The organism is Alistipes sp. 56_sp_Nov_56_25, assembly GCF_001915285.1.
Taxonomy (GTDB): Bacteria; Bacteroidota; Bacteroidia; order Bacteroidales; family Rikenellaceae; genus Alistipes; species Alistipes shahii.
Genome location: NZ_MNQF01000066.1, coordinates 101,718 through 124,798 on the forward strand (window position 1 = coordinate 101,718; position 23,081 = coordinate 124,798).

Genomic DNA, 23,081 nt, shown 5'->3' on the forward strand with positions numbered 1-23,081 from the left:
AGTTCCCTGGGTTTTGCGGGACAGGCTTTCCGTATTCCGGTCCGCCACCCACCCCCGGTTTAGAGCGCCTTGATCTCGTGCAGGATGTTGTTCGTCTTGCGGACGGCCTCGGCCGAAGCGGCGAACTTCTCGGCCTCTTCCTTCGTGAGGTCGATCTTCACGATCTTCTCGATGCCCTTGCGGCCGATGATCGCGGGAACGCCGATGCAGATGTCCTTCTGGCCGTACTCGCCGTCGAGGTAGCAGCAGCAGGGAACCATCTTCTTCTGGTCGTTGAGGATAGCCTCGACCATCATCGCTGCGCCTGCGCCGGGAGCGTACCATGCCGAAGTGCCGATGAGTTTGGTCAGCGTGGCTCCGCCGACCATCGTGTTGGCGACGGCCTCTTCGAGTTTTTTCTTCGAAGCGAACTGCGAAACGGGAACGCCGTTGACCGTGGCTTTCGATACGAGCGGAATCATCGTCGTGTCGCCGTGGCCGCCGATGACCATGCCGTCGACATTGTTGATGTTAGCGCCCGTGGCCTTGGCCAGGTAGCACTTGAAGCGGGCCGAGTCCAATGCGCCGCCCATGCCGATGATACGGTTCTTCGGGAGTCCCGAAGCCTTCAGGGCCAGGTAGGTCAGCGTGTCCATCGGGTTGGCAACCACGATGATGATGGCGCGGGGCGAGTACTTGATGACGTTCTCGATCACGCCCTTCATAATGCCGGCGTTCGTGCCGATCAGCTCCTCGCGGGTCATGCCCGGCTTGCGGGGAATGCCCGAGGTGATGACCACCACGTCCGAATTGGCCGTCGTCTTGTAGTCGTTGGTTGCGCCTACGACCTTCGTGTCGAAATCCATCAGCGTCGAGCACTGGTACATGTCCAGCATCTTGCCTTCCGAGAGACCCTCCTTGATGTCGATGAGGACCACTTCGCTCGCCACCTCGCGGCAAGCCATCACGTTTGCACAGGTTGCACCTACGGCGCCTGCACCTACGACAGTAACTTTTGACATAACAGTAAGTATTTTGTGTTAATTGTTCGTTTTGCTTCTCTTGGATGGTTCCATTCGCGGCGTTCCGCCGCGTTTGCAAATTGGACCCACCCCTAAATCCCCGCCTTGGCGGGGACTTTATCCGAAGGCTTCCTTGTTTATTTTCGCCTGCGGCCGGATTTTCGACCGGAAAACGGACGGATAAACCGAAATGAAAAACTAATTTTTAATTCTTAATTTTTCATTTTTAATTCTCCTTCGGACTATCCGATCAGTTTCTCGTAGTCTGCGGCGCCGAGCAGGGCGTCGTATTCGGCCGGGTTCGACATTTTGACCTTCACGAGCCAGCCTTCGCCGTAGGCGTCGCGGTTGACGACGGCGGGATCGGCGTCCACGGCCTCGTTGAATTCCACGATCTCGCCGCCCACCGGAAGGAACGCGTCGCTCACGGTCTTCACGGCCTCGATCGAGCCGAAAACCTCGCCTGCGGCGAGCGTCTCGCCCACGGTCGGAACATCGACGAAAACGATGTCGCCCAACTGGCTCTGGGCAAAGTCGGTGATGCCGATAACGGCCGTGTCACCCTCGATGCGGCACCACTCGTGGTCGCTGGAGTATTTCAGATTTGCAGGTACGTTCATAATATCCTTAAAATTTGATTTGAATTAGGCTGTTTTACGATGCAAATATAACTGTTATTTCTGTAACAGCAAGAGGTTTCGGTTATTATTTCTGTACTTTTCGTCTGATTTTGCGCCCCGGATTTGGTGCGGCGGAGAATATCCGTTATCTTGTGTTGTCCAAAGGTGTGTTTGCGATGAAAAAACGGGTTGCTCTGCTGGTTGCATTGTGCATCTGGAAGGTTGTTGCGGCGCAGACTCCGTACGGAGAGATGCCGGAGCGCTTCCGGCCGGACACGCTGCCGTGCCGGCTGGGCGGCGGCGTATGCTTCGGAATGGATGGGCTTGACGCGGCGATACCCCGGGGCGAGGGAGCCTCCTCCTGCCGCGATCCCCGGGTCGTGTTTGTCGCCGGCGATACGCTGATAACGTTCATCTCCGTTGCCGGAGTCGCGAATACGGCGCTCGGGGACCCTGTCTGCCGGTTTTACGGCAGGAACGTGGCGCGCGTCGTTTCCCGGACGCGCAGAATGACGGGCGGACGGATGGGTGCGGCCGACAACGATTTTCCGGACGATCCGGATTTTGCGGAGTTGCAGGGAGTCGTGATTGAAAATCAGAGGTATCCCTGGGAATCGTATGCCGCAGGCGATTCCGCCTACCGGCTGCCTGTGGCCCGGAGTCTCGTCGGGGGAAAGGAGGACCCTCTTCTGGGATCGGATATGCGCCGCCGGTATGTTCGGTTGCTGACCGAAGTCTCCGTTGAATTGAAAGCGGGCGGGACGCGGCCTTTCGTGCACGTCGTCTACCTGCTGCCGGACCCCTGACGGGCTATTTCCCGGCAATCACGAATTCGATCTCCTTGAACAGATATTCCCGGAGCGTGCCGTCGGCGTGCCGCAGCAGCAATTCGCCCGTGGGGCGCACGCCCTCGATCGAGGCCTCGGTCGGCGTGCCGTCGGGGTAGCGGAACGTATGCCGTTCGCCCAGTCGGTACATCCGTTCGCGGTAGTCGCGCTGGAGGGTTTCCCGTTCGTCCAGCTCGAGCTGGGCGTAGCGGATGCCGATGTGGCGGCGGAAGGCTTCGAGCACCTCGCCGCGGTCGAACGTGCGTCCCGCGACCATGGCCATCGACACGGGGTTCGGAAGCGCGGGGTCGAACTCCGTCTGGTTGACGTTGATGCCGATTCCGACGATCGTGCGGGCGAGCGTCTGCCCGGAGTAGCTGTGTTCGATCAGGATGCCGACCAGCTTTTTGTCCCCGGCATAGATGTCGTTGGTCCACTTGATGCGCGCCGCGATGCCGAACTGCGCGAAGGTGTCGGTGAGAGCGAGGGCCACGGCCTCGTTGAGCAGGAACTGTTCGCCGGCGGGCAGGAACCGGGGTTCGAGCACCAGCGAGAAGGTGAGGTTCAGACCCTCGGCGCTCGACCATTTATGGCCCCGCTGGCCGCGGCCGGCGGTCTGGCGTTCGGCCCAGACGATGTCGCCGTGGCGGTATTTCGCGTCGCGGGCGTCGTCGTTGGTCGAGGTGGTCTCTTCGATGCGGTGAATCATGTCTATACCGATACGCCGAAGTCGCGCAGGGCGTCGTTCAGCGAGGTTTTCTTGTCGGTGGATTCCTTGCGCCGGCCGATGATCAGCGCGCACGTGACGCTGTATTCTCCCGCCGGGAACTGCTTGCGGTAGCTGCCCGGGACGACCACCGAGCGGGGCGGCACGTAGCCCTTGTAGGTGACGGGTTCAGGCCCCGTGACGTCGATGATGTGCGTCGAGCCGGTGATCACGGTGTTCGAGCCGAGCACCGCTTCGCGGCAGACGTGCGCACCCTCGACCACGATGCAGCGCGAGCCGATGAAGCAGCTGTCCTCGATGATCACGGGCGCGGCCTGCACGGGTTCGAGCACGCCGCCGATGCCCACGCCGCCCGAGAGGTGGACGTGTTTGCCGATCTGGGCGCAGGAGCCCACCGTGGCCCACGTGTCGACCATCGTGCCGGTGTCGACGTAGGCGCCGATGTTCACGTACGAAGGCATCAGAATGGCTCCCGGGGCGATGTAGGCGCCGTAGCGCGCCACGGCCTGGGGCACGACCCGCACGCCCAGCTCCCCGTAGCCGTGCTTGAGTTCCATCTTGTCGTACCACTCCAGTTCGCCGGCCTCCATCTTGCGCATGGGCTGGATCGGGAAGTAGAGGATCACGGCCTTCTTGACCCACTCGTTGACCTTCCATTCGCTTTTGGCCGGGTCGACGGGTTCCGCCGTGCGGAGTTCGCCCTTGTCCACCAGTTCGACGACCTGCCGTACGGCCTGCTGCACGGCGGGGTCCTGAAGCAGCGCGCGGTTTTCCCACGCCTGCTCGATTATCGTTTTGAGTTCGTTGTGCATAGTCTGTTGTTTTCAATAGGCAAAATTACTGAAAATATTGAATTTTTCATAACTTTGTCCCGATCATTACCCAAACGGTTCAATTATGAAGCATTTATCCATCAAAGCCGCCCTTCTGCTCGGTGCAGCGGCGGCGGCAAGCTGCGGCAATATGAAACAGATAAAACATCAGCCTTACCCCGAGACCGTGCGCGGCGACGTGGTGGACAACTATTTCGGCACGGAGGTTCCCGATCCCTACCGCTGGCTCGAGGACGACAACTCGGAGGCCACGGCCGCGTGGGTCGCCGCCGAGAACGCCGTGACGCAGGACTACCTCTCGCAAATTCCGTTCCGCGGGGCCATCCGCGAGCGGCTGACCGAAGTGTGGAACTACGCCAAGGAGAGCGCCCCGCGCAAGCACGGCGACTGGTGGTACTACACTTATAACGACGGTTTGCAGAACCAGTCGGTGATCTACCGCACGAAGGAGCCGGGCGAGGCCGGCGAGGTGTTCCTCGACCCCAATAAGCTCTCCGACGACGGGACGGTGGCCCTGACCGACATGTCCTTCTCGAAGGACGGCCGCTGGTTTGCCTATTCGGCCGCCGCGTCGGGTTCGGACTGGGTGGAGATCCGCGTGATGGACACCGCCGACAAGTCGCTCGCTGCCGACAAGATCGAGTGGGTGAAATTCTCGGGCGCACGGTGGGCGCCCGATTCCAAGGGATTCTATTACAGCGCCTACGATGCCCCGAAGCAAAACGCCTACTCTTCCAAGAACGAGTTCCAGAAGGTTTATTACCATGCGCTGGGTACGCCCCAGTCGGCCGACAGGCTCATTTACGAGGACCGGGAACATCCGCTGCGTTACTTCTCGGCATGGCCTTCGGAGGACGGCAAATGGCTCTTCGTCATAGCTTCGGAGGGCACGTCGGGAACGGAGGTCCTCTATAAAAGGGTGTCGGACCCGAAATTCCGCGTCCTGCTGCCGGGCTTCGATGCCGATTATTCGCCCGTCGACTGCAAGGACGACCGGCTTTATTACGTGACCAACAGGGATGCGTCGAACTACGCGCTGATGAAGGTCGATCTGAACCGTCCCGGGATGATCGAAACGGTGATTCCCGAGAGTGAAAGGAACCTGCTCGAAGGCGTGGGCACGGCGGGCGGCAGCCTGTTCGCCTACTACCTGCAGGATGCGCAGAGCCGGATTTACCAGTACGACTACGCCGGCAAGCAGGTGCGCGAAGTGGCGCTTCCGGCCATCGGCTCGGTCGGCGGATTCGACGGCCGGGAGGAGGACTCGGAACTTTACTATACGCTGGCCAACTACACGGCTCCGGCCACGATCTACAAATACGACATCGCTTCGGGCGAATCGACGCTCTACAAGGCTCCGGAGGTGAATTTCGATCCCGAACTGTTCACGACCGAGCAGGTGTTCTACACCTCGAAGGACGGCACGAAGGTCCCGATGTTCATCACCCGCCGCAAGGACATGAAGCGCGACGGCAAGAATCCCTGCCTGCTTTACGCTTACGGCGGTTTTCAGATCAACCTCACGCCCGGCTTCAACCCCTCGGCGCTGATGTTCGTCGAGCAGGGCGGCATCTACTGCGTCGCCAACCTGCGCGGCGGCTCGGAGTACGGCGAGGAGTGGCACAAGGCCGGCATGCTCGAAAACAAGCAGAACGTCTTCGACGACTTCATCGCCGCCGCCGAGTACCTGATCGCCGGAAAATACACGTCGACGGACAAGCTGGCCATCCACGGCGGCTCGAACGGCGGCCTGCTGGTCGGCGCCTGCGAGGTGCAGCGTCCGGACCTCTATGCCGTGTGCCTTCCGGCCGTGGGCGTGATGGACATGCTCCGCTACCACAAGTTCACCATCGGCTGGGGCTGGGCCGTGGAGTACGGTTCGTCGGAGAACGAGGAGCAGTTTTCCTATATTTACAAGTACTCTCCGCTGCACAATATAAAGGAGGGCGTGAAATACCCCGCGACGCTGGTGACTACCGCGGACCACGACGACCGCGTCGTTCCGGCCCACTCGTTCAAGTTCGCCGCCGCGATGCAGCATGCCCAGGCGGGCGACGCCCCGATTCTGATCCGCATCGAGTCGAAAGCGGGCCACGGCGCCGGCAAACCCACTTCGAAGCGTATCGACGAGGCGGCCGACATGTACGCGTTCCTGTTCCAGAACATCGGCGTTCCGTATCGGGAAATTGAGAATTAAAAATTGGTTTTTCATTTCGGGATATCCGGTTGTAAATCCGGTCGAAATCCCGGTCGAAATCCCGGTTGAAATCCCGGTTGCGTCGCGACAAGCCCCTCCCGCGGGAGGGGCTTGGGGTGGGGTAGATTTGTAAACGCGGCCATCGGCCGCGAGAGTACAGCGGTCAACTGTGCAAAAGGTAAAGGAAGGTACGTTAGGTTAATAAGCGAAATAACATGAAAGTCTATAAATTCGGAGGTGCGTCGGTGCGGAATGCCGACGGAGTGAGGAATCTGCGCAAGATCATCGACGACGAGCAGAACCTGTTCATCATCGTTTCGGCGATGGGCAAAACGACCAATGCCCTGGAAAAGGTGTTCGAGGGGCTTCAGAAAGGCGATAAACAGCTCTCGCTGGAGCATGTCGAGTCGCTGCGGAAGTACCATGCGGAGATCATCGACGAGCTGTGGCACGAGCCGAAGCGGCTGCCGGCGGTCGACGCGCTGTTCGGCGAACTGGAAAAGGTCGCGACGGAGACCGTCTACAAACCCGGCGACGCCGAACTGTGGTACGACACGATCGTGGCCTACGGCGAGCTGGTCTCGACGACGATTATCTCCGAGTACCTGAACTACGCCGGGGTGTCGAACCGCTGGATCGACATGCGCCGCTGTTTTCTCACCGAGCAGCGCCACAAGGACGCCGGGGTGAACATCGAGGCTTCGGCTTCGCTGCTGAAAAACGCGCTGGGCAAATGCGTCGAGAACATCTTCATCGGACAGGGCTTCATCGGCGGCGCGCCCGACGGCACGACCACGACCCTGGGGCGCGAAGGCTCGGATTACTCGGCGGCCGTGGTGGCCAACATTCTCGACGCCGAGTCGATGTCGGTGTGGAAGGATGTGGACGGCGTGATGAACGCCGACCCGAAAGCGTTTCCCGATGCCGTGCAGATCGCCGAGCTGAACTACCTCGACACCATCGAACTGGCTTACAGCGGCGCGCAGATCATCCATCCGAAGACGATCAAGCCGCTCCAGAACAAGAATATTCCGCTTTACGTGCGGCCCTTCGGCGACAAGCGCAAACCCGGCACGGTGATCCGAGGCATGTCGGCCCCGGTCGACGTTCCGATCCTGATCCTCAAGAAGGACCAGGTGCTGCTGACCATCCGGTCGCGGGATTTCTCCTTCGTGTTGGAAGAGAAGTTCGCCACGATCTTCTCGCTGCTGGAGCGTTTCCGCATCAAGGCCAACCTGATCCACAATTCGGCCGTGAACCTGAGCCTGTGCGTCGACAACTCGTGGCATATCGACGAGGCCATCGAGGCGCTGCGCGAGGCGGGTTTCGACGTGATGAAAGCCGAGAACATGGAGCTGCTCACGGTGCGCGGCTATACCGACGAGCTGTGGCGGCGTTACGCCCGCGGTCCGCAGGTCTTCGTGCGGCAGGCCACGCAGTCCACCGTGCGCGTGGTCCGCAAACGGGAATAACCGGTCCCAAGGGCCGGATTCATGGGCGGGAGTCGCCGGATGCGTTTCGAGCGTGTCCGCGTTCCCGCCCCTCTTTTTTCCGTTATTGCTGTCCGGTGCGGAGTTTGTGGATAATGCCGATCATCGACGTGTCGCGGATTTCGCCGTTGCGCTTCATGTTCCAGATCGTGCGGGCGATATACCGCTCGATGTCGCGTTCCAACCGTTTGTAAAGCGGGCTTTTGGTGTAGTTTTCGTTGTCGAGCAGCACGTCGCGGATCGAGCGCAGCGAGTTGGTGTAGTTCGACATCTCGTTCTTGAGCGCCACGCCCTGCTTCTTCGAGGCGGTGATCTTGGCGATCGACATGGCCCGCAGCTTCTCGCACACGGTGTTGAGCATGATCAGCACCACGTTGTCCATCAGCGTGTGGCCGTGCATGAACAGGTAGGCGTTTTCGGGCGTCAGGCCGCGCCCGCGGAGCTGCACCTCGAACTCCTTCATGGGTTCGATCATCCGCGGGTTGCGCTGGCGGAGCAGGTTCTCGCGCTTCGAGACGTTGCGCCGCAGCCACTCGATCGTCTTCGAGCCGTTGTCCTCGATGTCGAGGTAGCCGATGCGCACCGACTGCTTGAAGTCGATCAGCGGAAAGACGTTTTCCGTGGCCAGCTGCGCCGAGTAGGCGTACCAGAGGAACAGCGGGTAGATCGTGCACGAATATTCGTGCATGAACTTCACGAAGTCGAAGATGCGCGTGTCGTTCTTGGTGGCCTTGACGCAGACGTTGTGCAGCGAGGGGGCGTAGCAGAGGTAGTTCTCGGTGGCGTAGGCGTAGGTGTGGAACATGAATTTGGCCTCGGCGACCTCCTTCGACTGGGGCGTTCGCCCGGCGAAGAGGTAGTCGAAGTCGGAGTCGACGCAGAGGAGCAGTTCCTCCGACGAACGGGGGATCATGCCCATGAGGACCTTCTTGCCCTTGGGCAGGTCGCCGCGGTCGGGGACCGAGATTTCGAAACGCAGGTAGGGATTCTGGAAATGGTCGAAGATGCCGCGCCAGAAGGCCACGTCTTCGTAGCCTTCGACATAGACCTTCACCAGCCGCTGGTCGGGGTTGGCCGGCAGCGGTTTGGGCAGTTCGTCGAGCGTCATCGGACGCGTGAAGGGGTTGAACTTGCGCAGTTTTTCGCGGAACTTCTTTGCCATGCATTAACAAAGATAAATATTTTGCTAATTTTGCGCAATAAATGACGCCGCTTTCGGCGTTTAATTTCAACCATTCGAACAACTATGGCCGACAACGACTGGAAATCACGGCTCGGGATGGTCTATTCGACCGACCCGGGTTTCAACTACGAAACGGACGACGAACCCGAAGCCGAGACGCTGCCTGCGGGGCAGCAGGACCTGCGCGTGTGGCTCGACCGCAAACAGCGGGCGGGCAAGGTCGTGACCCTCGTCAAAGGTTTCGTGGGCCGAGATGCCGACCTTCAGGAGCTGGCGCGCATGCTGAAATCCAGGTGCGGCGTCGGCGGTTCGGCGAAGGCGGGCGAAATCATCATCCAGGGCGACCACCGCGACCGTGTGGCCGAACTGCTCATCCGCAGCGGCTACCGCTGCAAAAAAGCCGGTTCGTAACGTGCGCCGGCAGCTTCTCCTCTTGGCGTTGCTGTGCGCGCTGTGCGGCGCCGAACGCGCCGCGGCCCAGTATTACACCTGGGGTTCGGACCCTCCGCAGAAGTGGTCGGCGATCCGTACGCCCGACGTGCGGATGATCTATCCCGATACGGTCGCCGGCATTGCCCGGCGTACGCTGTTCTACATCCGCTCGGTCCGGCCCGACATCGGTTACGGGTTCCGCCACGGCCCGATGCGCATTCCCTTCGTCATGCATCCCGAGAATTTCCAGTCGAACGGACTGGTGATGTACCTTCCCAAGCGCGTGGAATTCCTCACCTCGCCCGCCGTCGACAGCTATTCGATGCCGTGGTACAAGCAGCTCGTGGCCCACGAGTACCGCCACGCCGTGCAGTACAACAACCTCGACCGGGGCGTCATCCGCGCCTTGAGTTACGTGCTCGGACAGCAGGGGTCGACCATCGGTCTGCTGTGCATGCCGATCTGGGCCATGGAGGGCGACGCCGTGATGTCCGAAACGATGCACTCGTCGTTCGGCCGCGGTCTCCAGCCTTCGTTTTCGATGGCCTACCGCGCCATGGGCAGCGTCGGCCGCGACCGCCGCAACATCGACCGCTGGTTCTGCGGCTCCTACCGCGACTACATTCCCGACCACTACGAGCTGGGCTATCAGATATGCTCCTACGCCTGGGAACGCTACGGCGAGAACATCTGGGACAAGGTCGCGTGGTACGGGTCGCGCAACCCCTACGTGCTGGCCACCACGCGCGTGGCGCTGGGCAAATTCTACAAGACCAACGTCATAAAGCTCTTCCGCGAAACCTTCGACGAACTGGAACGCTACTGGGATTCGCTGCCGGAAACCGGGGACAGCGCCGTGCCGCTCACCGCGCTGCCCGAAAAGAACCACACGACCTACCAGTGGCCCCTGCCGCTGGGCGACACGGCCGTCGTGGCGCTGAAAACCGACCTCGACCGCGTTTCGCGTTTCGTCGTGATCGACCGCCGTACGGGCGGGGAACGGACGGTCTGCCATACGGGGCTGGTCTCGACCCGTCCGTCGATGGCCGACGGCCGCGTCTGGTGGACCGAGTACCGCCGTTCCACGCTTTTCGAACAGCGCGTCAACTCGCAACTGTGTTACATGGACCTCGCCGACGGTGTGCCCCGCACGGCGGAACGGCAGCGAAATACGCTCTATCCCACGGCTTCGGGCGAGGAGTTCGGATGGGTCGAGTACAATCCCGACGGCCGTTATACGGTCGTGGTGCGGCACGGCGAGGGTCCCGAACGGCGGTTCGAAACGCCCGTCCGGTCGGAGATTCACGGATTGGCGTGGGACGATCGTACGGTGGCGTGGTACGTCCTCGTCACGGACGACAGCGGCATGTGGATCGGCCGCATCGACTCCGACGGCCTGCACCCGATTACCGAGGGGGCTTACATCACCCTTTCGAACCTGCGGGCTGGGGGCGGCAAGCTCTATTACGGCTCGATCGCCTCGGGCCGCGACGAGGCCCACTGTTACGACCTGATGGCCCGCCGCGAATACCGCATCACCACCTCGGCCTACGGCTCCTTCGCGCCCGCCCCGGCGGACGGAGGGGTGCTGCTGACGACCTACGACCGCCTCGGCTACCGCGTCGCGGAGCAGCGGGTCGCCGCCGATGACAGCCTGCTGATTCCCGTCACGCCTTCGCGGCTGCCCGTCAACCTGGTGAACCCGCCCCGCAAACGCTGGGACGTGGTGAACCTCGACACGGTGCGCTATACGCGCGCCGATTCGGTCGGACAGTCCGGCGAGTTCCGCGCGAAGCGGTATCGCAAGGTGCCCAATCTGGTGAACGCCCACAGCTGGATGCCTGTGGCGTTCAACCCCTTTGCGGCGGTCGACGAACACGTGATCGACCTCAATGTGGGCCTTACGCTGATCTCGCAGAACCTGCTTTCGAGCGCCGAGGCCTACGCCTCCTACGGCTGGAACCGGCACGAAGGCTCGCTCGTTAATCTGGGCGTGCGCTATTTCGGACTGGGCGTGCGTTTCGACCTGGACGCCTCCTACGGCGGCAACCAGCTCTTCTACTCGCTGGCCGGCCGCGACGGGCAGGGCAATCCGGTCTACCAAAGCCGTCCTGCTCCCGACAAATATTACTCCGTGGGGCTGTCGGCCACGCTGCCGCTCTATTTCCAGCGGGGTTATCACACGCGCCAGCTCTCCCTCTCGGCGGGCTGGAACTACTCCAACGGCATGGTTGCCGATCTGGGCAAGATCGAATGGGAGAACGGCAGCATCTCCAACATTCAGCGGGTCGGTTTCCGCGAGGGGCTGCACAAGGTTTCGTTCGGAGCCGGATTCTCCGACCAGGTGCGCATGGCGCACCGCGACATCGCGCCCCGCTGGGGCTACACCCTCAGCGCGAACTACACGTTCAACCCCGAGAACGCCCATTTCAGCGACCTGATTTCGTTCTACGGGCAGGCTTATCTGCCGGGATTCGCGCCCCACAACTCGGTGCTGGTGGCCGCGACCTACCAGACCTCGATCGGCGGCTACAAGTTTCCGTCGGGATATGCTCCGTTGAGCTACAAATCCACGCGGCTGGTTCCGCGCGGGTTCACCTCCGCGGACATCGTGTCGAACAACTACGCGGCTTTTCAGGCCAACTACCAGCTGCCGGTGTGGTATCCCGAGGGCGGCATCGGCTCGGTGATCTACATCAAGCGCATCCGGCTCAACGCCGGAGGCGACTACGCGCAGTTCCGCGACGTGGGCCGCGGAGGAATGACGTGGCGGCGGATCTGGTCGGTGGGCGGAGACATCGTTTTCGACTTCAACGCCTTCCGGCAGCCGGCGTCGGCCACTTCGACCTTCAAGCTGTCGTGCTACCATCCGTCGAGCGGCGGGGTGTACGTCGCAGCGTCGGTGGGACTGCCGTTTTGAGGGATTTGTAATATATTTCGTATCTTTGTCGCAAATATCGTCGTATGGGACAGAAAAAAAAGACGGGTGTCAGCCCGAAAACGATAAAATGGATCTGGTACGCGGCTTTCGCACCCTTTGCGCTCGTGGCGTTGATGCTGGTGCTCACGGTCTTCGGCGTGTTCGGCCGCATGCCCTCGTTCGAGGAGCTGGAGAATCCCCGCAGCAACCTCGCCACGGAGATCTACTCCGAGGACGGCAAGGTGATCGGAACCTTCTTCGTGCAGAACCGCTCCTATGTGCAGTACGCCGACCTCTATCCGTCGGATTCGACGCTTCACATCCGGCTGGCCGGGCATGAGGTTCCGCCCATCGTCGCGGCGCTCATTGCGACCGAGGACGTCCGTTTCCGCACCCACTCGGGCATCGACATTCCTTCGCTGGCGCGTGTGGCCGTGAAGACCCTGCTGTTGCAAAACACCTCGCAGGGCGGCGGCTCGACCATCACGCAGCAGCTGGCCAAGAACCTCTTTCCGCGCGATACGGTCCGCAACCGCGGCGCCGTCGTCCGCAAGGCCAAACTCGTGACCTCGAAGTTCAAGGAGTGGATCACGGCCCTCAAACTCGAATACAACTACACCAAGGAGGAGATCGCCGCCATGTACCTCAATACGGTGGAGTTCGGCTCGAACGCCTTCGGCATCAAGTCGGCGGCCCACACCTTCTTCAACAAGGAGCCGGACGAACTCAACGTGCAGGAGGCGGCCGTGCTGGTGGGGGTGGTGAACGCCCCGACGCGCTATTCGCCCATCCTGAATCCCAAGAACGCCCTCGTGCGCCGCAACCTCGTGCTTTCACGCATGGAGGAGGCCGGGGCGCTGACCCGCAGGCAGCGCGATTCGCTGGCGGCGCTGCCGATCGTGACCAACTACAAGCCCGTGTCGCACAACGAGGGTGCGGCGACCTATTTCCGCGAGATGCTGCGGCTGGTGATGAACGCCCGGCCTCCCAAGCGCAGCCAGTTCTACAACGAGTGGGACTATGACCAGGCGGTGGAGGAGTACAACGAGAATCCGCTCTATGGCTGGTGTCACAAGAACCGCAAGGCCGACGGCACGCCCTACAATATCTACCGCGACGGGTTGAAAATCTATACCACGATCAACTCCGTGATGCAGACCTATGCCGAGCAGGCCGTGCAGCGGCAGATGGAGAAGGAGATTCAGCCCAAGATGGACGCGCAGTTCCGGGCGACGAAGACGCTTTTCGTCGATGCCGACAAGGAGGAGCGCGACCGGATCATGCGCCATGCCGTCCGTTATTCGGACCGTTACCGCGAGATGAAGCACGCCGGGGCGGGCGAGAAGGAGATCAACGCCGCTTTCGACAAACCCTGCAACATGCGGGTGTTCACCTATAAGGGCGAGCGCGACACGCTGATGACGCCGCGCGACTCGATCCTCCACCACAAGCGTATCATGCGTGCCGCGATGGTGTCGCTCGATCCTGCCACGGGCTTTGTAAAAGCCTATGTCGGAGGGCCTAACTTCCGTTACTTCAAGTACGACATGGCCAAGCAGGGCAAACGCCAGATCGGCTCGACGATCAAGCCCTTCGTCTACACCTTCGCCATCGACCATCTGGGCCTGACGCCCTGCACGATGGTTCCCAACCTGCCGACGACCATCGAGACGGCCAACGGTACGGCCTGGTCGCCCAAGGAGGCCGGCAATGTCGAGTACGACGGGGTGCTGCACCCCCTCAAGTGGGGACTTGCGCGCAGCCGCAACAACTACTCGGCGTGGATTATGAAGCAGGCCAAGCAGCCGGCTGCCGTGGCCGATTTCATTCATAACATGGGCATCCGCAGCTACATAGACCCCGTTCCGGCGCTGGCTCTCGGCTCTTCGGAATCGAACGTTTACGAGTTGGTGAGCGCCTTCTCGACCTTTGCCAATCAGGGCGTGCACACCGATCCGATCTTCGTGACGCGCATCGAGGACCGTCAGGGCAACCTGATCGCCAGTTTCATTCCCCAGTCGCAGGACGCCGTCAGCGAACGCACGGCCTACACGATGCTCACGATGCTTCAGGACGTGGTCAACTCGGGGACGGCGGGCCGTCTGCGGTGGCAGTTCGGGCTGACCGACATGGAGATCGGCGGCAAGACCGGAACTTCGAACAAGAACCGCGACGCGTGGTTCATGTGCGTGACCCCGAAGCTGGTGACCGGCGCCTGGGTCGGCGGCGAGGACCAGTCGGTGCACTTCATCCGCGGCGGCGAGGGCAGCGTGATGGCGCTGCCGATCGTGGGCGAATATATGAAAAAGATCTACGACGACGGTCGTTTCGGTATCAGCCGTACGGACCAGTTCGTGCGTCCGGCGATGATGCCCCGTTACGACTGCGAGGACGAAGTCGACTCCGAGGGGCGGAACAACCCCGAGGACGAGAATTTCTTCGACTGACACGGACCGGGTTTTCTGTATCCGATAAAAGTCCGGGCCGCCCTCAATGGGCGGCCCGGACTTATTTGAGGATCGAACCGGTTTCGCTTATTCGGCCGGGGTGCCGGTGGTGAGGTCGTTCCCGTCGGCGTCTATCAGCTGAACCCACGTGAAGGGGCCCACCGGGAAGTCTTTGGCAGTATAGCCCGGACGGACAGCCGGCGAGGTGTAGTAGGATGCCTGGTTTTCCGTCCATCTGAAGAACTCTATGCCGACGTAATCGGTGCCGGTATTGTAGCCGGAACCGTACATCGTTGCCTGGCCTGCCTGCGCCTCGTCGTAAATGCCGACGAGTTTGGGCGAGGTCTGGGTCGTCGTAAATGACGAGTAGGCTCCGGTCGAGTGGGTTATACGGGAGTAGCGAGTCCGGATCGGGTAGACTCCGTCGTAGCCGTAAATCGCATTGTCGGTTTTCGTGTAGAGAATACCGGTCGACTTCGGAATCGGGATGGCCGGAGTGGAGGCGCCATTATAGGATGCCTGGTAATATGCCCGCAGGTCGTACCTGTTTCCGTAGATCGTGATGCCCCAGCCCCGGATCATGTAGGACGAGTTGACGGTGCCCGGTTTTACGATAACCTCGAACGTTACGGGAGCTTCGTTTACCTGCGAGGTGGTGCTCGTAACTCTCCATTTGCCCAGCCATCTCTTGTAGAGAGGATCGGTATTGTCCGGCAAGAGCGAGGCGTCGATCGAAACCGGAAGCGACGTGATGGGCGTGGTGGAGACGATGAATCCGTTGGAGACGGCGCATCCGAATACGACGGCTACGTACTCGTCGTAGAAACTCGGATAGTTGAGCGTATAGGTGTCCGCACCTTTGTGGAGCAGGCTGGCTGCGATCGCTTCGGGATCGTCGCCTGCGCCGATGTTGCCGTTGAGCGTGCCGACCAGGCTTTGCAGGAGCTTTTTCTCGCGCTGGGCCTCGAATTCGGACTTCAGCATCAGCCCCATGTAGTAGTACTCCGTATCCGTTGATGGAACTGTATTCACCGTAACGCTGTTGTAGGTCTTCGTGGCATCGGGAGCGGTCACTTCGAACGTGATGTCCGACCGGACCGGCTCGGGCGTCATAATCTTGAAATCGGCGCCGTTGACTTCGGCGAAATAGTAGTCGTCGACAAAGGTGAAGTTCTGTGCGGTCACTCCGTCGATCTCGACCGGCATGTAGAAACTGATGCCGGCCTTGGTGTAGATGAACGGTGCGTACACGGTGGTTTCACTGTCGATCTTGACCGCAAAGCGACGGTTCGTGAGCGTTGCCGAATACGTCTTGTCTTTCACGACGAAGGAATAGGTGTTGAATGACATGTCTTCCGCATTATTCCGGTAGGTCTCCAGGTCTTCCGACCAGTCGGTGTCCGCGGAAACGGGGGTCAGGATGTAGTAATTCCCCGTGATGATGCCGCGCAGGACGACCATTGCCGCGGATGTCTCCATCACCGTGAATTTGTAGTCGCCCTCCATGCCCTTGTAGGTCGATCCGATGTTGTCGGGATTTTTCGGGTGTACGAAGTAATTGATGAGCGAGTTTTTCGTATCGAAATTGAGCGTGACGCCCAGATCCTCGCCGAACGAATAGAGACTCGTCTCGGTGGTGGATGGGTTGCTTTCGATCTCGGAGGCAACGGTGACGCTGCCTTCGGAGAATTTGAAAAACAGGTTGTATCCGCCGAACTCCTGGGTCGGGGAGGGGAAATAGCGCACGTGCCATCCGTTTTCAGCGCTTTCGAGCACGGTCTTGGCCTCCTGCTTGGCGGCTTCGATGCGTTCGGAGGCGGACTTGTCGAAAAGATCCTCCTCGTCGAACAGGCATGAGGTGAGCAGGGCAGGAATGGCCAGAACCAGAAATAGTATGATTGCTGTTTTTTTCATATTCGGTGTCGCTTATTCGTTTGTACCGGAATTTTCGGGCGTGTCCGTATCTTCGTCATCCAGCGAGTCGAAGTCGAGGTTGGGCGCTTCTTCCGCACGGCGCAGTACGATTTCCCGCAGTTCGTTCAGGTCGATGTTCCAGGTGCTTTTCATGTAGTTGGAGACGATTTCGAATTTGGCTTCGATTTTCGGCCGTCCCGTGTCGCCGGCCGTCGTCAGCATCTCCTCCCACTCTTCTGCGCTCCGGTTGACGTAGAGGGCGATGAGTTCCACGAAATCCTCGCCGTCGGCTTTCGATGCATACGGGGAAATGAATCCTTTTTGCAGCGCCGATTCGGTGGTCTTGTAGATTTCGAAGCATTGGTCCTGTACGTAATCCGGGCCGGAAATCTCCGCGAAATCGGTGGGGTAAGGTTTCGTCTGATTGAGGATATGTCCGAATTCGTGGTGGATCGTCTTGAAATAGGCCGTCTTCGCATTGACGGTCTTGGGGTTCAGGTTGTCGAGGTTGTAGAGCGTGATCTTCGCCCCGGCTTCGGCCGTTCCCAGCACCATCGCTCCGTTGGTCTTGTAGGCATACGAGCCGACCAGGAAGAGGATTTTCGGGAAATAGGCCTTGATGAAATCCGTGCTGCCGGTTATCTCGTCGTAGGCTTCCAGGCACATGTGGCGCACCAGTTTGGCCATGGCGACCGACTGCTTGTAGCTGGCGGGTGTGAGGTAGTAGCCCATGCTCGACTCGATGTCCTCGAACCGGTATTTGAGCTGGATGTTGTAGGTTTCGACGTAGTTGCGCTTGAGCCAGCGGTCGAGGTCGTTCTGTTCGGTGGTCGTCGGCCTGACCACGCTGGTGGAATCCAGATCGTCGTTGTCCGAACAGGCTGTCAGCGCTGCGCAGAGCAGCGTGACGGAAAAGAGCAGATATATCAGATTCTTTTTCATACGCACTTTGGTTTGTTATTTTCTCGGGTTGGGGGTCAGGCCGGCGGCAATAACGTCGGCCGGGAGTTGCAGGGCGCGGCGCGGATCGGCCGTACCGTTCTCGTCGCTGATCTGATCGGTGATTTGCACGACGGTTTCGGCGTCTTCATCGAGCAGGTAGCGGTAGACCGTGATGCCGAAGCGACGGGTGTCGAACCACCGCATGCCTTCGTGGAGGAACTGGTAGCGGCGCATGAAGATGAGCGCCTGAAGCATGCTCTCCTGCGGGCCGCCCTCTTCGAGCGTGTTGTAGGGGGCCGCATGGAGCTTTTTCTTGGGATTGAGCGTCTGCGGGCTGCTGACCGAGGTCTTTCCGACGTAGAGTTCGGAGTAGTCGGGGTAGGTTTCCGTAGCCCATTTGATGATCGAAGCCTCCGTCATGGATTTGAACCCTGCCGAGAAGAGGTTCGCGGCGTAGAGGTTTATATCCTCCAGGGCCTTGTCGAGCGCCGTCGGGTCTTCGTTCATCTTCATAATATAGGCTTCGGCGCGGTTGAGCAACGCCTCCTCGGAGGTGAAGAGAACGGAAATCGCTTTGTTGAATCCGGTTCCGGCGACCGGGTCGGTGTATTGGAACACGCGCCATGTCCGGGGAAGAACGTATTTGCCCGATGAGGCAAGCACTGCATGCGGCGCTTTGAAAGTCACGCTGCTGCCCCACGGACCGCCTTTTTTCGGCTGAACGGTTTCATAGATTCCTTGCAGTTTGCCGTGCGAATAGCGGCCGGCGGTGGAGTACCAGTCGAAAAGCAGTCCGCTGTTCGATGTCGCGGCCTGGAGGAGGAAGTTGGCCGTGCTGGCCGAATTGACATATTCCTGATGCCTGCTGGTGCCGTTCGGCAGAGCGGCGATCGCACTGTAATCGCGCAGCAGCGACGACGGGTTGGAGGTCAGGGCCATCGTCGCGTATTTGATGGCATTGTCCCAGTCCTGCATGAACAGGTAGTAGCGCGAGGCGAAGCAGCAGGCGGCCTTGTAGTTGAAGTGGTATTTCGGAACCGAATAGGCCGTGTCGTCGATCAGGGGGATGCCCGCTTCGATGTCTTTGCCGATCATCTCGTAGACCTCCTGGAGCGTTCCGCGTTCGTACCTGGGGTTGAGGTCGGTTTCGGCGTGGTCCATATAGGGTATGCCCAGGCAGTTCCCGGCTGTTGCCGGGTTGTAGGGCATGCAGAACATGTTTGCCAGTACGAAATGGGAATAAGCCCGGCAAATCAGCGCTTCGCCTTTGCTGGCCTTGAGCCTCGTGGTGGTAGGTCCTCCCAGCTCCTCGATGGCCGAAAGCGCCTGGTTGGCGTTGGCGATGTTGTTGTAGTTGGAACTCCAGATGTTCCGCGGGGCGTCGTTGTTGCTGGTAACCTCTTCGGCCCATTCGTAGACATCCTGATAGAACTGGTTGTAATTCTTTGTGATGCCGTAGTCGCAGACGTTGTCCGAGGAGAGTTCCGCAACGAGCTGGTAGCTGCCTGCCCCGCTGATGTAGGCCGAGACGAGTATGTTGGCGATCTTCTCTTCGGAATCCAGCGTCGTGCGCAGATCGGGATTCTGATCCAGAAAATCGCTGCACGACATGAATGCCGGAATGACGACCGCTATGCCCAGTAAATATATGATGCTTTTTTTCATAGGAATCTTTTTAAGATAAATCAGATTTTACAGTCCGATTCGGATTGTGAGCGTGAACTGCCGCGGCACGGGGGCTGCGACGCCGCCGGTGTTGTAGAACTCGGGGTCCTGGCCGTTGAGCTTCTTGTCGGCGTAGATCAGGAAGAGGTTCGTGGCTTGCAGTTTGAGCGAAAGCGAAGAGAACCGCAGTTTCGAAATGAGTCTCTTCGGGAAGTCGTACGAAAGCGAAATCTCCTTCATGCGGATGAAGTCGCCCTTGGCGATGCGTGCCGTCGAGTAGTTGTAGGCGCTGTACCCGTACGAAATCGAGGAGTTTAGCTGGCGCTGGCGCTTCGAGGCGATGGCCGGGATGTTCGTGACGGCTTCGTCGCCGGAGACCATCCAGCGGTTCTTGAATTCCCGCGGCATGGCGTCGAGGTCCGAGTAAATGCTGCTGAAGACCGGGTTGAGCCGCACGACGTTGCCGAACGAGTAGGTCATAAAGACGTTCAGACGCCATCCCTTGTACTGGAACGTATTGCCGAAACTGCCCAGGTCGGTCGGGTCGACCGGTCCGGAGTAGACCAGATTCGTTTTCAGGTTGTTCTCGTTGCTGTCCTGGAAATTGAAGGAGCTGGAGCTGAGTTTGCCTTCCGTGTTGACCACGACCGGCAGTCCGACTTCGTTCAATCCTGCGAACTGGAACGAGAAGAGCGAGCGGGCGGGATACCCCTCCATCGTGAATCCGGTTCCCGAAACCAGCGTCATTGCGCGCGTGGAGGTTTCGAGTTTGGTCACTTCGTTGTGGATGTGCGAGTAGATGAAGTTGGTGGTCCAGCTGAAGTTCTTGGTCTGGACGTTCTTGGTCGAAAGGCTGATTTCGACGCCGTTCGATTTCATCTCCGCGACGTTGCCGTATTTGGAGATCTCGCCGCCGATACCCTGGGTCGTGACCGTGCCGATCAGGTCGAAGTTGTTGCGTTTGTACCAGTCGAAGGCCAGGTTGATCCGGTTGTTGACGAACCCGACGTCGAGTCCGAGGTTCAGCTCGTGCTTCTTCTCGTAGGTGAGCTGTGCATTTTCGAGGCTCGAAACCTTGAGGCCGGTTTCGGTATCGCCGCTGGTCGGGCGCCACGGGGTCGAGGCTTTGATGACGGCCAGCGAGTTGGTGACGTAAGACGGGCCGCGGTCGGCGGTCAGCGAGTAAGAGGCTTTGAGCGACAGGTGCGACAGGGCGGGCTGTACGTGGCTGAAGAACTTCTCCTCGTGGACGTTCCATGCCCCGGAGATATTCCACGTCGGCAGCCAGCGGGCTTTGCGGCTCTTGCCCATCTTGTTGGTCCCTTCGTAGCGGTAGGTTCCGTTGATGGTGTAGCGTCCCTTGTAAGAATAGGTTCCGTTGAAGAAGAAGGCCACTTCGCGATAGAACGAGTCGCCGATCGTGTAGTACTTGCTGCCGCTCTCCATGCCCTGCTTGAAGGCCAGGTAATCGTAGTAAGGCTCCATACCCATATCGTACTGGAGTCCCCAGCCGCGGAACCAGGTGTTGTGCCGGTCGATCTTGTTCACCGACATACCGCCGTAGAGGTTGATGATATGCGTGTTGTTGAACGTTTTGTTGTAGGTCGCCGACGCGCGGAAGTCGTACGAAAGCATTTTGTTGTCCGTGCGTTCGTAGATACCGCCCTTGGGCAGCACGGTCACCGGAACGGCGTAGGGGTTGTCCGGATCGGTGTAAAGGAACGGGTTGTTGTCCCGGACGGTGGTCGGTTCGACGGTCCGGTAAGCGACGGACTGGTTTGAGGACTCGGTGATGTTATGCTCCTGGATCGAGGCCTGGTATTTTACCGCGCCCAGGGCGCTCAGGTCGAGGCCCTCGACGGGCGACCACTTCAGTTCGGCCTGGAATTTGGTCTCGACGACCGAAAGGTCGATGTAGTTGTTGTCCAGTTCGTGCAGAATGTTGAAGCTCGCGTAGTTTCGCGTGTAGAATTCGTCGGGGTCGAGCGTGCGCGACGTATTGAGCGCATAGGAATAGGGGTTGATGTCGAATTCGCGCTTCACTTCGCCCGTCACGTAGTTGGTTGCCGACGACAGGGTTCCCGGCGCCTTCTGCTTCCGGTAGGAGCCGTTGGAAATCAGGTTCAGCGACAGGTTTTTGAAGATGTTGTAGGTGGCGTTGATGTTGGCCGTGTAGCGTTCCACCTTGCTGGTCTTCGTCCAGCCCGGGTCGCTCATGGCGCTCAGCGACGCATAGTAGGACGATTTGTCGGTTCCGGACGTGAGGCTCACCGAGTGGGTGTGCATGACGTTGTTGTTGAACAGCTCGCTGAACCAGTTCGTGTTGCGGAACTCCGCCGCGCGCAGGTAATTCCCGATGCTCGCGTCGTCGTTTTGCAATTGTCCGGCCGCAATCATCTGGTACATCTTTCCGAATACGCCGCTTTCCGAATCGGTGATGGTTTCGGCGAGGTTGAGCCAGCCTTTTTTCTGCATGTCCATGTACACCGACATCTGGTCCTGCGAGTTCATAATGTTGAAATCCCGGTAGGACGGAATCATGCGGTAGGTGAATTCGCCGGTGTAGTTGATGGTGCTCACGCCGGCGCGGCCGCGTTTGGTGGTGATGACGATGACGCCCGCCATGGCGCGCGCTCCGTAGATGGAGGTGGCGGAGCCGTCTTTCAGAATGTTGAAGCTCTCGATGTCTTCGGCATTGAGTCCGGCGATGGCCGATGCGATGAGCGTCGTGGCGTCGCCCGAGGAGAGGTCGTCGGCGTCGATGTCGACGATGTCCTCCATGATGACGCCGTCCACGACCCACAGCGGCTTCGAACTGCCGTAAATTGATGTGGCGCCGCGCACGCGGATTTTCGGGGCGGTTCCGAACGTACCGGATACGTTCTGGACGGATACGCCGGCCGACCGGCCTTCCAGGCCGCGGCTGATGTCGGCCATACCGGCCAGTTTCACGTCGTCGGCAACCAGCTGGTCTGCGGCTCCCGTGAACAGCCGCTTGTCCATCTTGGTCATACCCGTCACCACGACGGCCTCTACGGCCTGGGCGTCGGGTTCGAGTTTTACCCGGATGTCGGGTGCAATGTCAACATCCTGGGTTTTGTAGCCTACATAAGAGATTTGGAGTTTCCCCCCCCCCTCCTTTCGGGACTCCTTGAAGTGCGAATTCTCCCTTGACATCGGTCGAAGTGCCGATTGTCGGGCGGTTCTTGACGACAACGGTCGCACCGATGACCGGTGCGTTGTTCTCATCGACGACACGGCCTTTGACCGTCTGGGTCTGGGCCGAAGCTGCCGTCATACAGAAAACCGCCGATAGCGATAAGAGCAATTTTTTTATCATAGGCGAAAATTTAAATGGGTTTGGTACGAGGTTCGGGCCGGCTGCCTTTCCGATGGGCCGTCGGCTATCGGAAAAGGAACAGTGCGTTTGAATAAGCGTGCAGCGGGTATGGGTAGGGATGCTGCGGGAGGATGCGAACGTAAGAGAGAGGGCGATACGGCGGATCAGCCGAAGAGCGGGTCGTTCGGATGCCGTTGCTTCCGGTATTTCGACCGGCGGAACTGGAATACGGAAAACGATGCGGAGACTGCCCGGAATGATTTTCCGGCGATCGTCCGATTTGGATGCGAATACCTCTGATGCCGAAACAAGTGCGTTTTCTTCATAGCATGCGGGTTTTATATATAGGTGTCGCAAATAAGCCTTTCGGGAAGCGGAAACTTTCGTCAGGGCTTCTACAAAAATATCGGAAAACGGCATTGTGCGAGTATATTTTCTTGTAAAAGAAGTATGATTTCATATCATAGCGCCCAAGATCGCTCTTTGCCGCTCGCCGGAAAAGCCATCCGGCGTATCCGGGAAAAAGCCCTTGTACCAAGGGGA

The 23,081-nt window shown here is 59.6% G+C and carries 16 protein-coding genes; 6 read left to right on the forward strand and 10 right to left on the reverse strand.

Annotated elements, in window-relative coordinates:
- Positions 1-59: 59 nt before the first annotated feature.
- Together mdh and gcvH are read right to left on the reverse strand one after the other, a co-directional pair.
- A complete protein-coding gene (mdh, locus tag BHV64_RS12820; protein WP_022062254.1) occupies positions 60-1,001 on the reverse strand; it encodes a malate dehydrogenase in 942 nt (313 codons plus the stop codon).
- A gap of 242 nt (positions 1,002-1,243) precedes the next feature.
- Positions 1,244-1,621: a glycine cleavage system protein GcvH gene (gene gcvH / locus BHV64_RS12825; RefSeq protein WP_015547388.1), complete on the reverse strand. Its 378-nt coding sequence runs from the start codon at positions 1,619-1,621 to the stop codon at positions 1,244-1,246.
- A 176-nt stretch (positions 1,622-1,797) separates the two neighbouring features.
- Between gcvH and BHV64_RS12830 the strand changes: the two genes are divergently transcribed.
- The gene (locus tag BHV64_RS12830; RefSeq protein WP_149887191.1) at positions 1,798-2,427 is read left to right on the forward strand and encodes a hypothetical protein; all 630 of its coding nucleotides are present in this window, start codon (positions 1,798-1,800) and stop codon (positions 2,425-2,427) included.
- A 4-nt stretch (positions 2,428-2,431) separates the two neighbouring features.
- Here BHV64_RS12830 and BHV64_RS12835 read toward each other — a convergent pair whose 3' ends face one another.
- Both BHV64_RS12835 and BHV64_RS12840 read right to left on the reverse strand, forming a co-directional pair.
- Positions 2,432-3,157: a biotin--[acetyl-CoA-carboxylase] ligase gene (locus BHV64_RS12835; protein WP_015547389.1), complete on the reverse strand. Its 726-nt coding sequence runs from the start codon at positions 3,155-3,157 to the stop codon at positions 2,432-2,434.
- A gap of 2 nt (positions 3,158-3,159) precedes the next feature.
- Positions 3,160-3,987 (reverse strand): 2,3,4,5-tetrahydropyridine-2,6-dicarboxylate N-succinyltransferase, encoded by an 828-nt coding sequence (locus BHV64_RS12840; RefSeq protein WP_147619899.1) that lies wholly within the window; start codon positions 3,985-3,987, stop codon positions 3,160-3,162.
- A gap of 85 nt (positions 3,988-4,072) precedes the next feature.
- On the opposite strand from BHV64_RS12840, the gene BHV64_RS12845 reads away from it, so the two are divergent.
- Both BHV64_RS12845 and BHV64_RS12850 read left to right on the forward strand, forming a co-directional pair.
- The gene (locus BHV64_RS12845) at positions 4,073-6,205 is read left to right on the forward strand and encodes a prolyl oligopeptidase family serine peptidase (protein ID WP_288116179.1); all 2,133 of its coding nucleotides are present in this window, start codon (positions 4,073-4,075) and stop codon (positions 6,203-6,205) included.
- A gap of 215 nt (positions 6,206-6,420) precedes the next feature.
- Positions 6,421-7,677: an aspartate kinase gene (locus tag BHV64_RS12850; RefSeq protein WP_015547392.1), complete on the forward strand. Its 1,257-nt coding sequence runs from the start codon at positions 6,421-6,423 to the stop codon at positions 7,675-7,677.
- Between the two features lie 82 nt (positions 7,678-7,759).
- Here BHV64_RS12850 and BHV64_RS12855 read toward each other — a convergent pair whose 3' ends face one another.
- Positions 7,760-8,857, reverse strand: a complete 1,098-nt coding sequence (locus BHV64_RS12855) for a DUF4435 domain-containing protein (protein WP_022062188.1) — start codon at positions 8,855-8,857, stop codon at positions 7,760-7,762.
- 84 nt (positions 8,858-8,941) lie between these two features.
- Here BHV64_RS12855 and BHV64_RS12860 point away from each other — a divergent pair, with 84 nt between their 5' ends.
- The 3 genes from BHV64_RS12860 to BHV64_RS12870 are packed head-to-tail and all read left to right on the forward strand — an operon-like array spanning position 8,942 to position 14,677.
- Complete coding sequence (locus BHV64_RS12860) at positions 8,942-9,289, forward strand: translation initiation factor (RefSeq protein ID WP_015547394.1); 348 nt, start codon at positions 8,942-8,944, stop codon at positions 9,287-9,289.
- Position 9,290: 1 nt separating this feature from the next.
- Positions 9,291-12,230: a DUF2268 domain-containing protein gene (locus BHV64_RS12865; protein ID WP_217726851.1), complete on the forward strand. Its 2,940-nt coding sequence runs from the start codon at positions 9,291-9,293 to the stop codon at positions 12,228-12,230.
- 44 nt (positions 12,231-12,274) lie between these two features.
- The gene (locus BHV64_RS12870; RefSeq protein WP_022062190.1) at positions 12,275-14,677 is read left to right on the forward strand and encodes a transglycosylase domain-containing protein; all 2,403 of its coding nucleotides are present in this window, start codon (positions 12,275-12,277) and stop codon (positions 14,675-14,677) included.
- An 87-nt stretch (positions 14,678-14,764) separates the two neighbouring features.
- Here BHV64_RS12870 and BHV64_RS12875 read toward each other — a convergent pair whose 3' ends face one another.
- Genes BHV64_RS12875 through BHV64_RS13360 form a run of 5 tightly spaced genes read right to left on the reverse strand, consistent with a single transcriptional unit; the run spans position 14,765 to position 22,958 of the window.
- Positions 14,765-16,591 carry a DUF4302 domain-containing protein gene (locus BHV64_RS12875; RefSeq protein ID WP_217726849.1) on the reverse strand — a complete coding sequence of 609 codons (1,827 nt, stop codon included), beginning with the start codon at positions 16,589-16,591 and terminating at the stop codon, positions 14,765-14,767.
- Positions 16,592-16,603: 12 nt separating this feature from the next.
- The gene (locus tag BHV64_RS12880; RefSeq protein WP_138265377.1) at positions 16,604-17,533 is read right to left on the reverse strand and encodes a zinc-binding metallopeptidase; all 930 of its coding nucleotides are present in this window, start codon (positions 17,531-17,533) and stop codon (positions 16,604-16,606) included.
- Between the two features lie 15 nt (positions 17,534-17,548).
- Positions 17,549-19,198, reverse strand: a complete 1,650-nt coding sequence (locus tag BHV64_RS12885) for a RagB/SusD family nutrient uptake outer membrane protein (RefSeq protein WP_138265376.1) — start codon at positions 19,196-19,198, stop codon at positions 17,549-17,551.
- A 27-nt stretch (positions 19,199-19,225) separates the two neighbouring features.
- Positions 19,226-22,375, reverse strand: a complete 3,150-nt coding sequence (locus BHV64_RS12890) for a SusC/RagA family TonB-linked outer membrane protein (protein ID WP_373084284.1) — start codon at positions 22,373-22,375, stop codon at positions 19,226-19,228.
- Positions 22,281-22,958 carry a carboxypeptidase regulatory-like domain-containing protein gene (locus BHV64_RS13360; protein ID WP_410519247.1) on the reverse strand — a complete coding sequence of 226 codons (678 nt, stop codon included), beginning with the start codon at positions 22,956-22,958 and terminating at the stop codon, positions 22,281-22,283. The genes BHV64_RS12890 and BHV64_RS13360 overlap by 95 nt, the downstream gene beginning before the upstream one ends.
- Positions 22,959-23,081: the final 123 nt, after the last annotated feature.

What these genes read in the sequence shown, in the direction of transcription:
- BHV64_RS12880 (WP_138265377.1), bottom strand. Translation starts at nt 17,533, where the DNA reads ATGAAAAAGAATCTGATATATCTGCTCTTTTCCGTCACGCTGCTCTGC.
- BHV64_RS12830 (WP_149887191.1), top strand. Translation starts at nt 1,798, where the DNA reads ATGAAAAAACGGGTTGCTCTGCTGGTTGCATTGTGCATCTGGAAGGTT.
- BHV64_RS12835 (WP_015547389.1), bottom strand. Translation starts at nt 3,157, where the DNA reads ATGATTCACCGCATCGAAGAGACCACCTCGACCAACGACGACGCCCGC.
- BHV64_RS13360 (WP_410519247.1), bottom strand. Translation starts at nt 22,958, where the DNA reads ATGCCGTTTTCCGATATTTTTGTAGAAGCCCTGACGAAAGTTTCCGCT.
- BHV64_RS12855 (WP_022062188.1), bottom strand. Translation starts at nt 8,857, where the DNA reads ATGGCAAAGAAGTTCCGCGAAAAACTGCGCAAGTTCAACCCCTTCACG.
- mdh (WP_022062254.1), bottom strand. Translation starts at nt 1,001, where the DNA reads ATGTCAAAAGTTACTGTCGTAGGTGCAGGCGCCGTAGGTGCAACCTGT.
- BHV64_RS12860 (WP_015547394.1), top strand. Translation starts at nt 8,942, where the DNA reads ATGGCCGACAACGACTGGAAATCACGGCTCGGGATGGTCTATTCGACC.
- BHV64_RS12870 (WP_022062190.1), top strand. Translation starts at nt 12,275, where the DNA reads ATGGGACAGAAAAAAAAGACGGGTGTCAGCCCGAAAACGATAAAATGG.
- BHV64_RS12850 (WP_015547392.1), top strand. Translation starts at nt 6,421, where the DNA reads ATGAAAGTCTATAAATTCGGAGGTGCGTCGGTGCGGAATGCCGACGGA.
- BHV64_RS12840 (WP_147619899.1), bottom strand. Translation starts at nt 3,987, where the DNA reads ATGCACAACGAACTCAAAACGATAATCGAGCAGGCGTGGGAAAACCGC.
- BHV64_RS12890 (WP_373084284.1), bottom strand. Translation starts at nt 22,375, where the DNA reads ATGTCAAGGGAGAATTCGCACTTCAAGGAGTCCCGAAAGGAGGGGGGG.
- BHV64_RS12845 (WP_288116179.1), top strand. Translation starts at nt 4,073, where the DNA reads ATGAAGCATTTATCCATCAAAGCCGCCCTTCTGCTCGGTGCAGCGGCG.
- BHV64_RS12875 (WP_217726849.1), bottom strand. Translation starts at nt 16,591, where the DNA reads ATGAAAAAAACAGCAATCATACTATTTCTGGTTCTGGCCATTCCTGCC.
- gcvH (WP_015547388.1), bottom strand. Translation starts at nt 1,621, where the DNA reads ATGAACGTACCTGCAAATCTGAAATACTCCAGCGACCACGAGTGGTGC.
- BHV64_RS12885 (WP_138265376.1), bottom strand. Translation starts at nt 19,198, where the DNA reads ATGAAAAAAAGCATCATATATTTACTGGGCATAGCGGTCGTCATTCCG.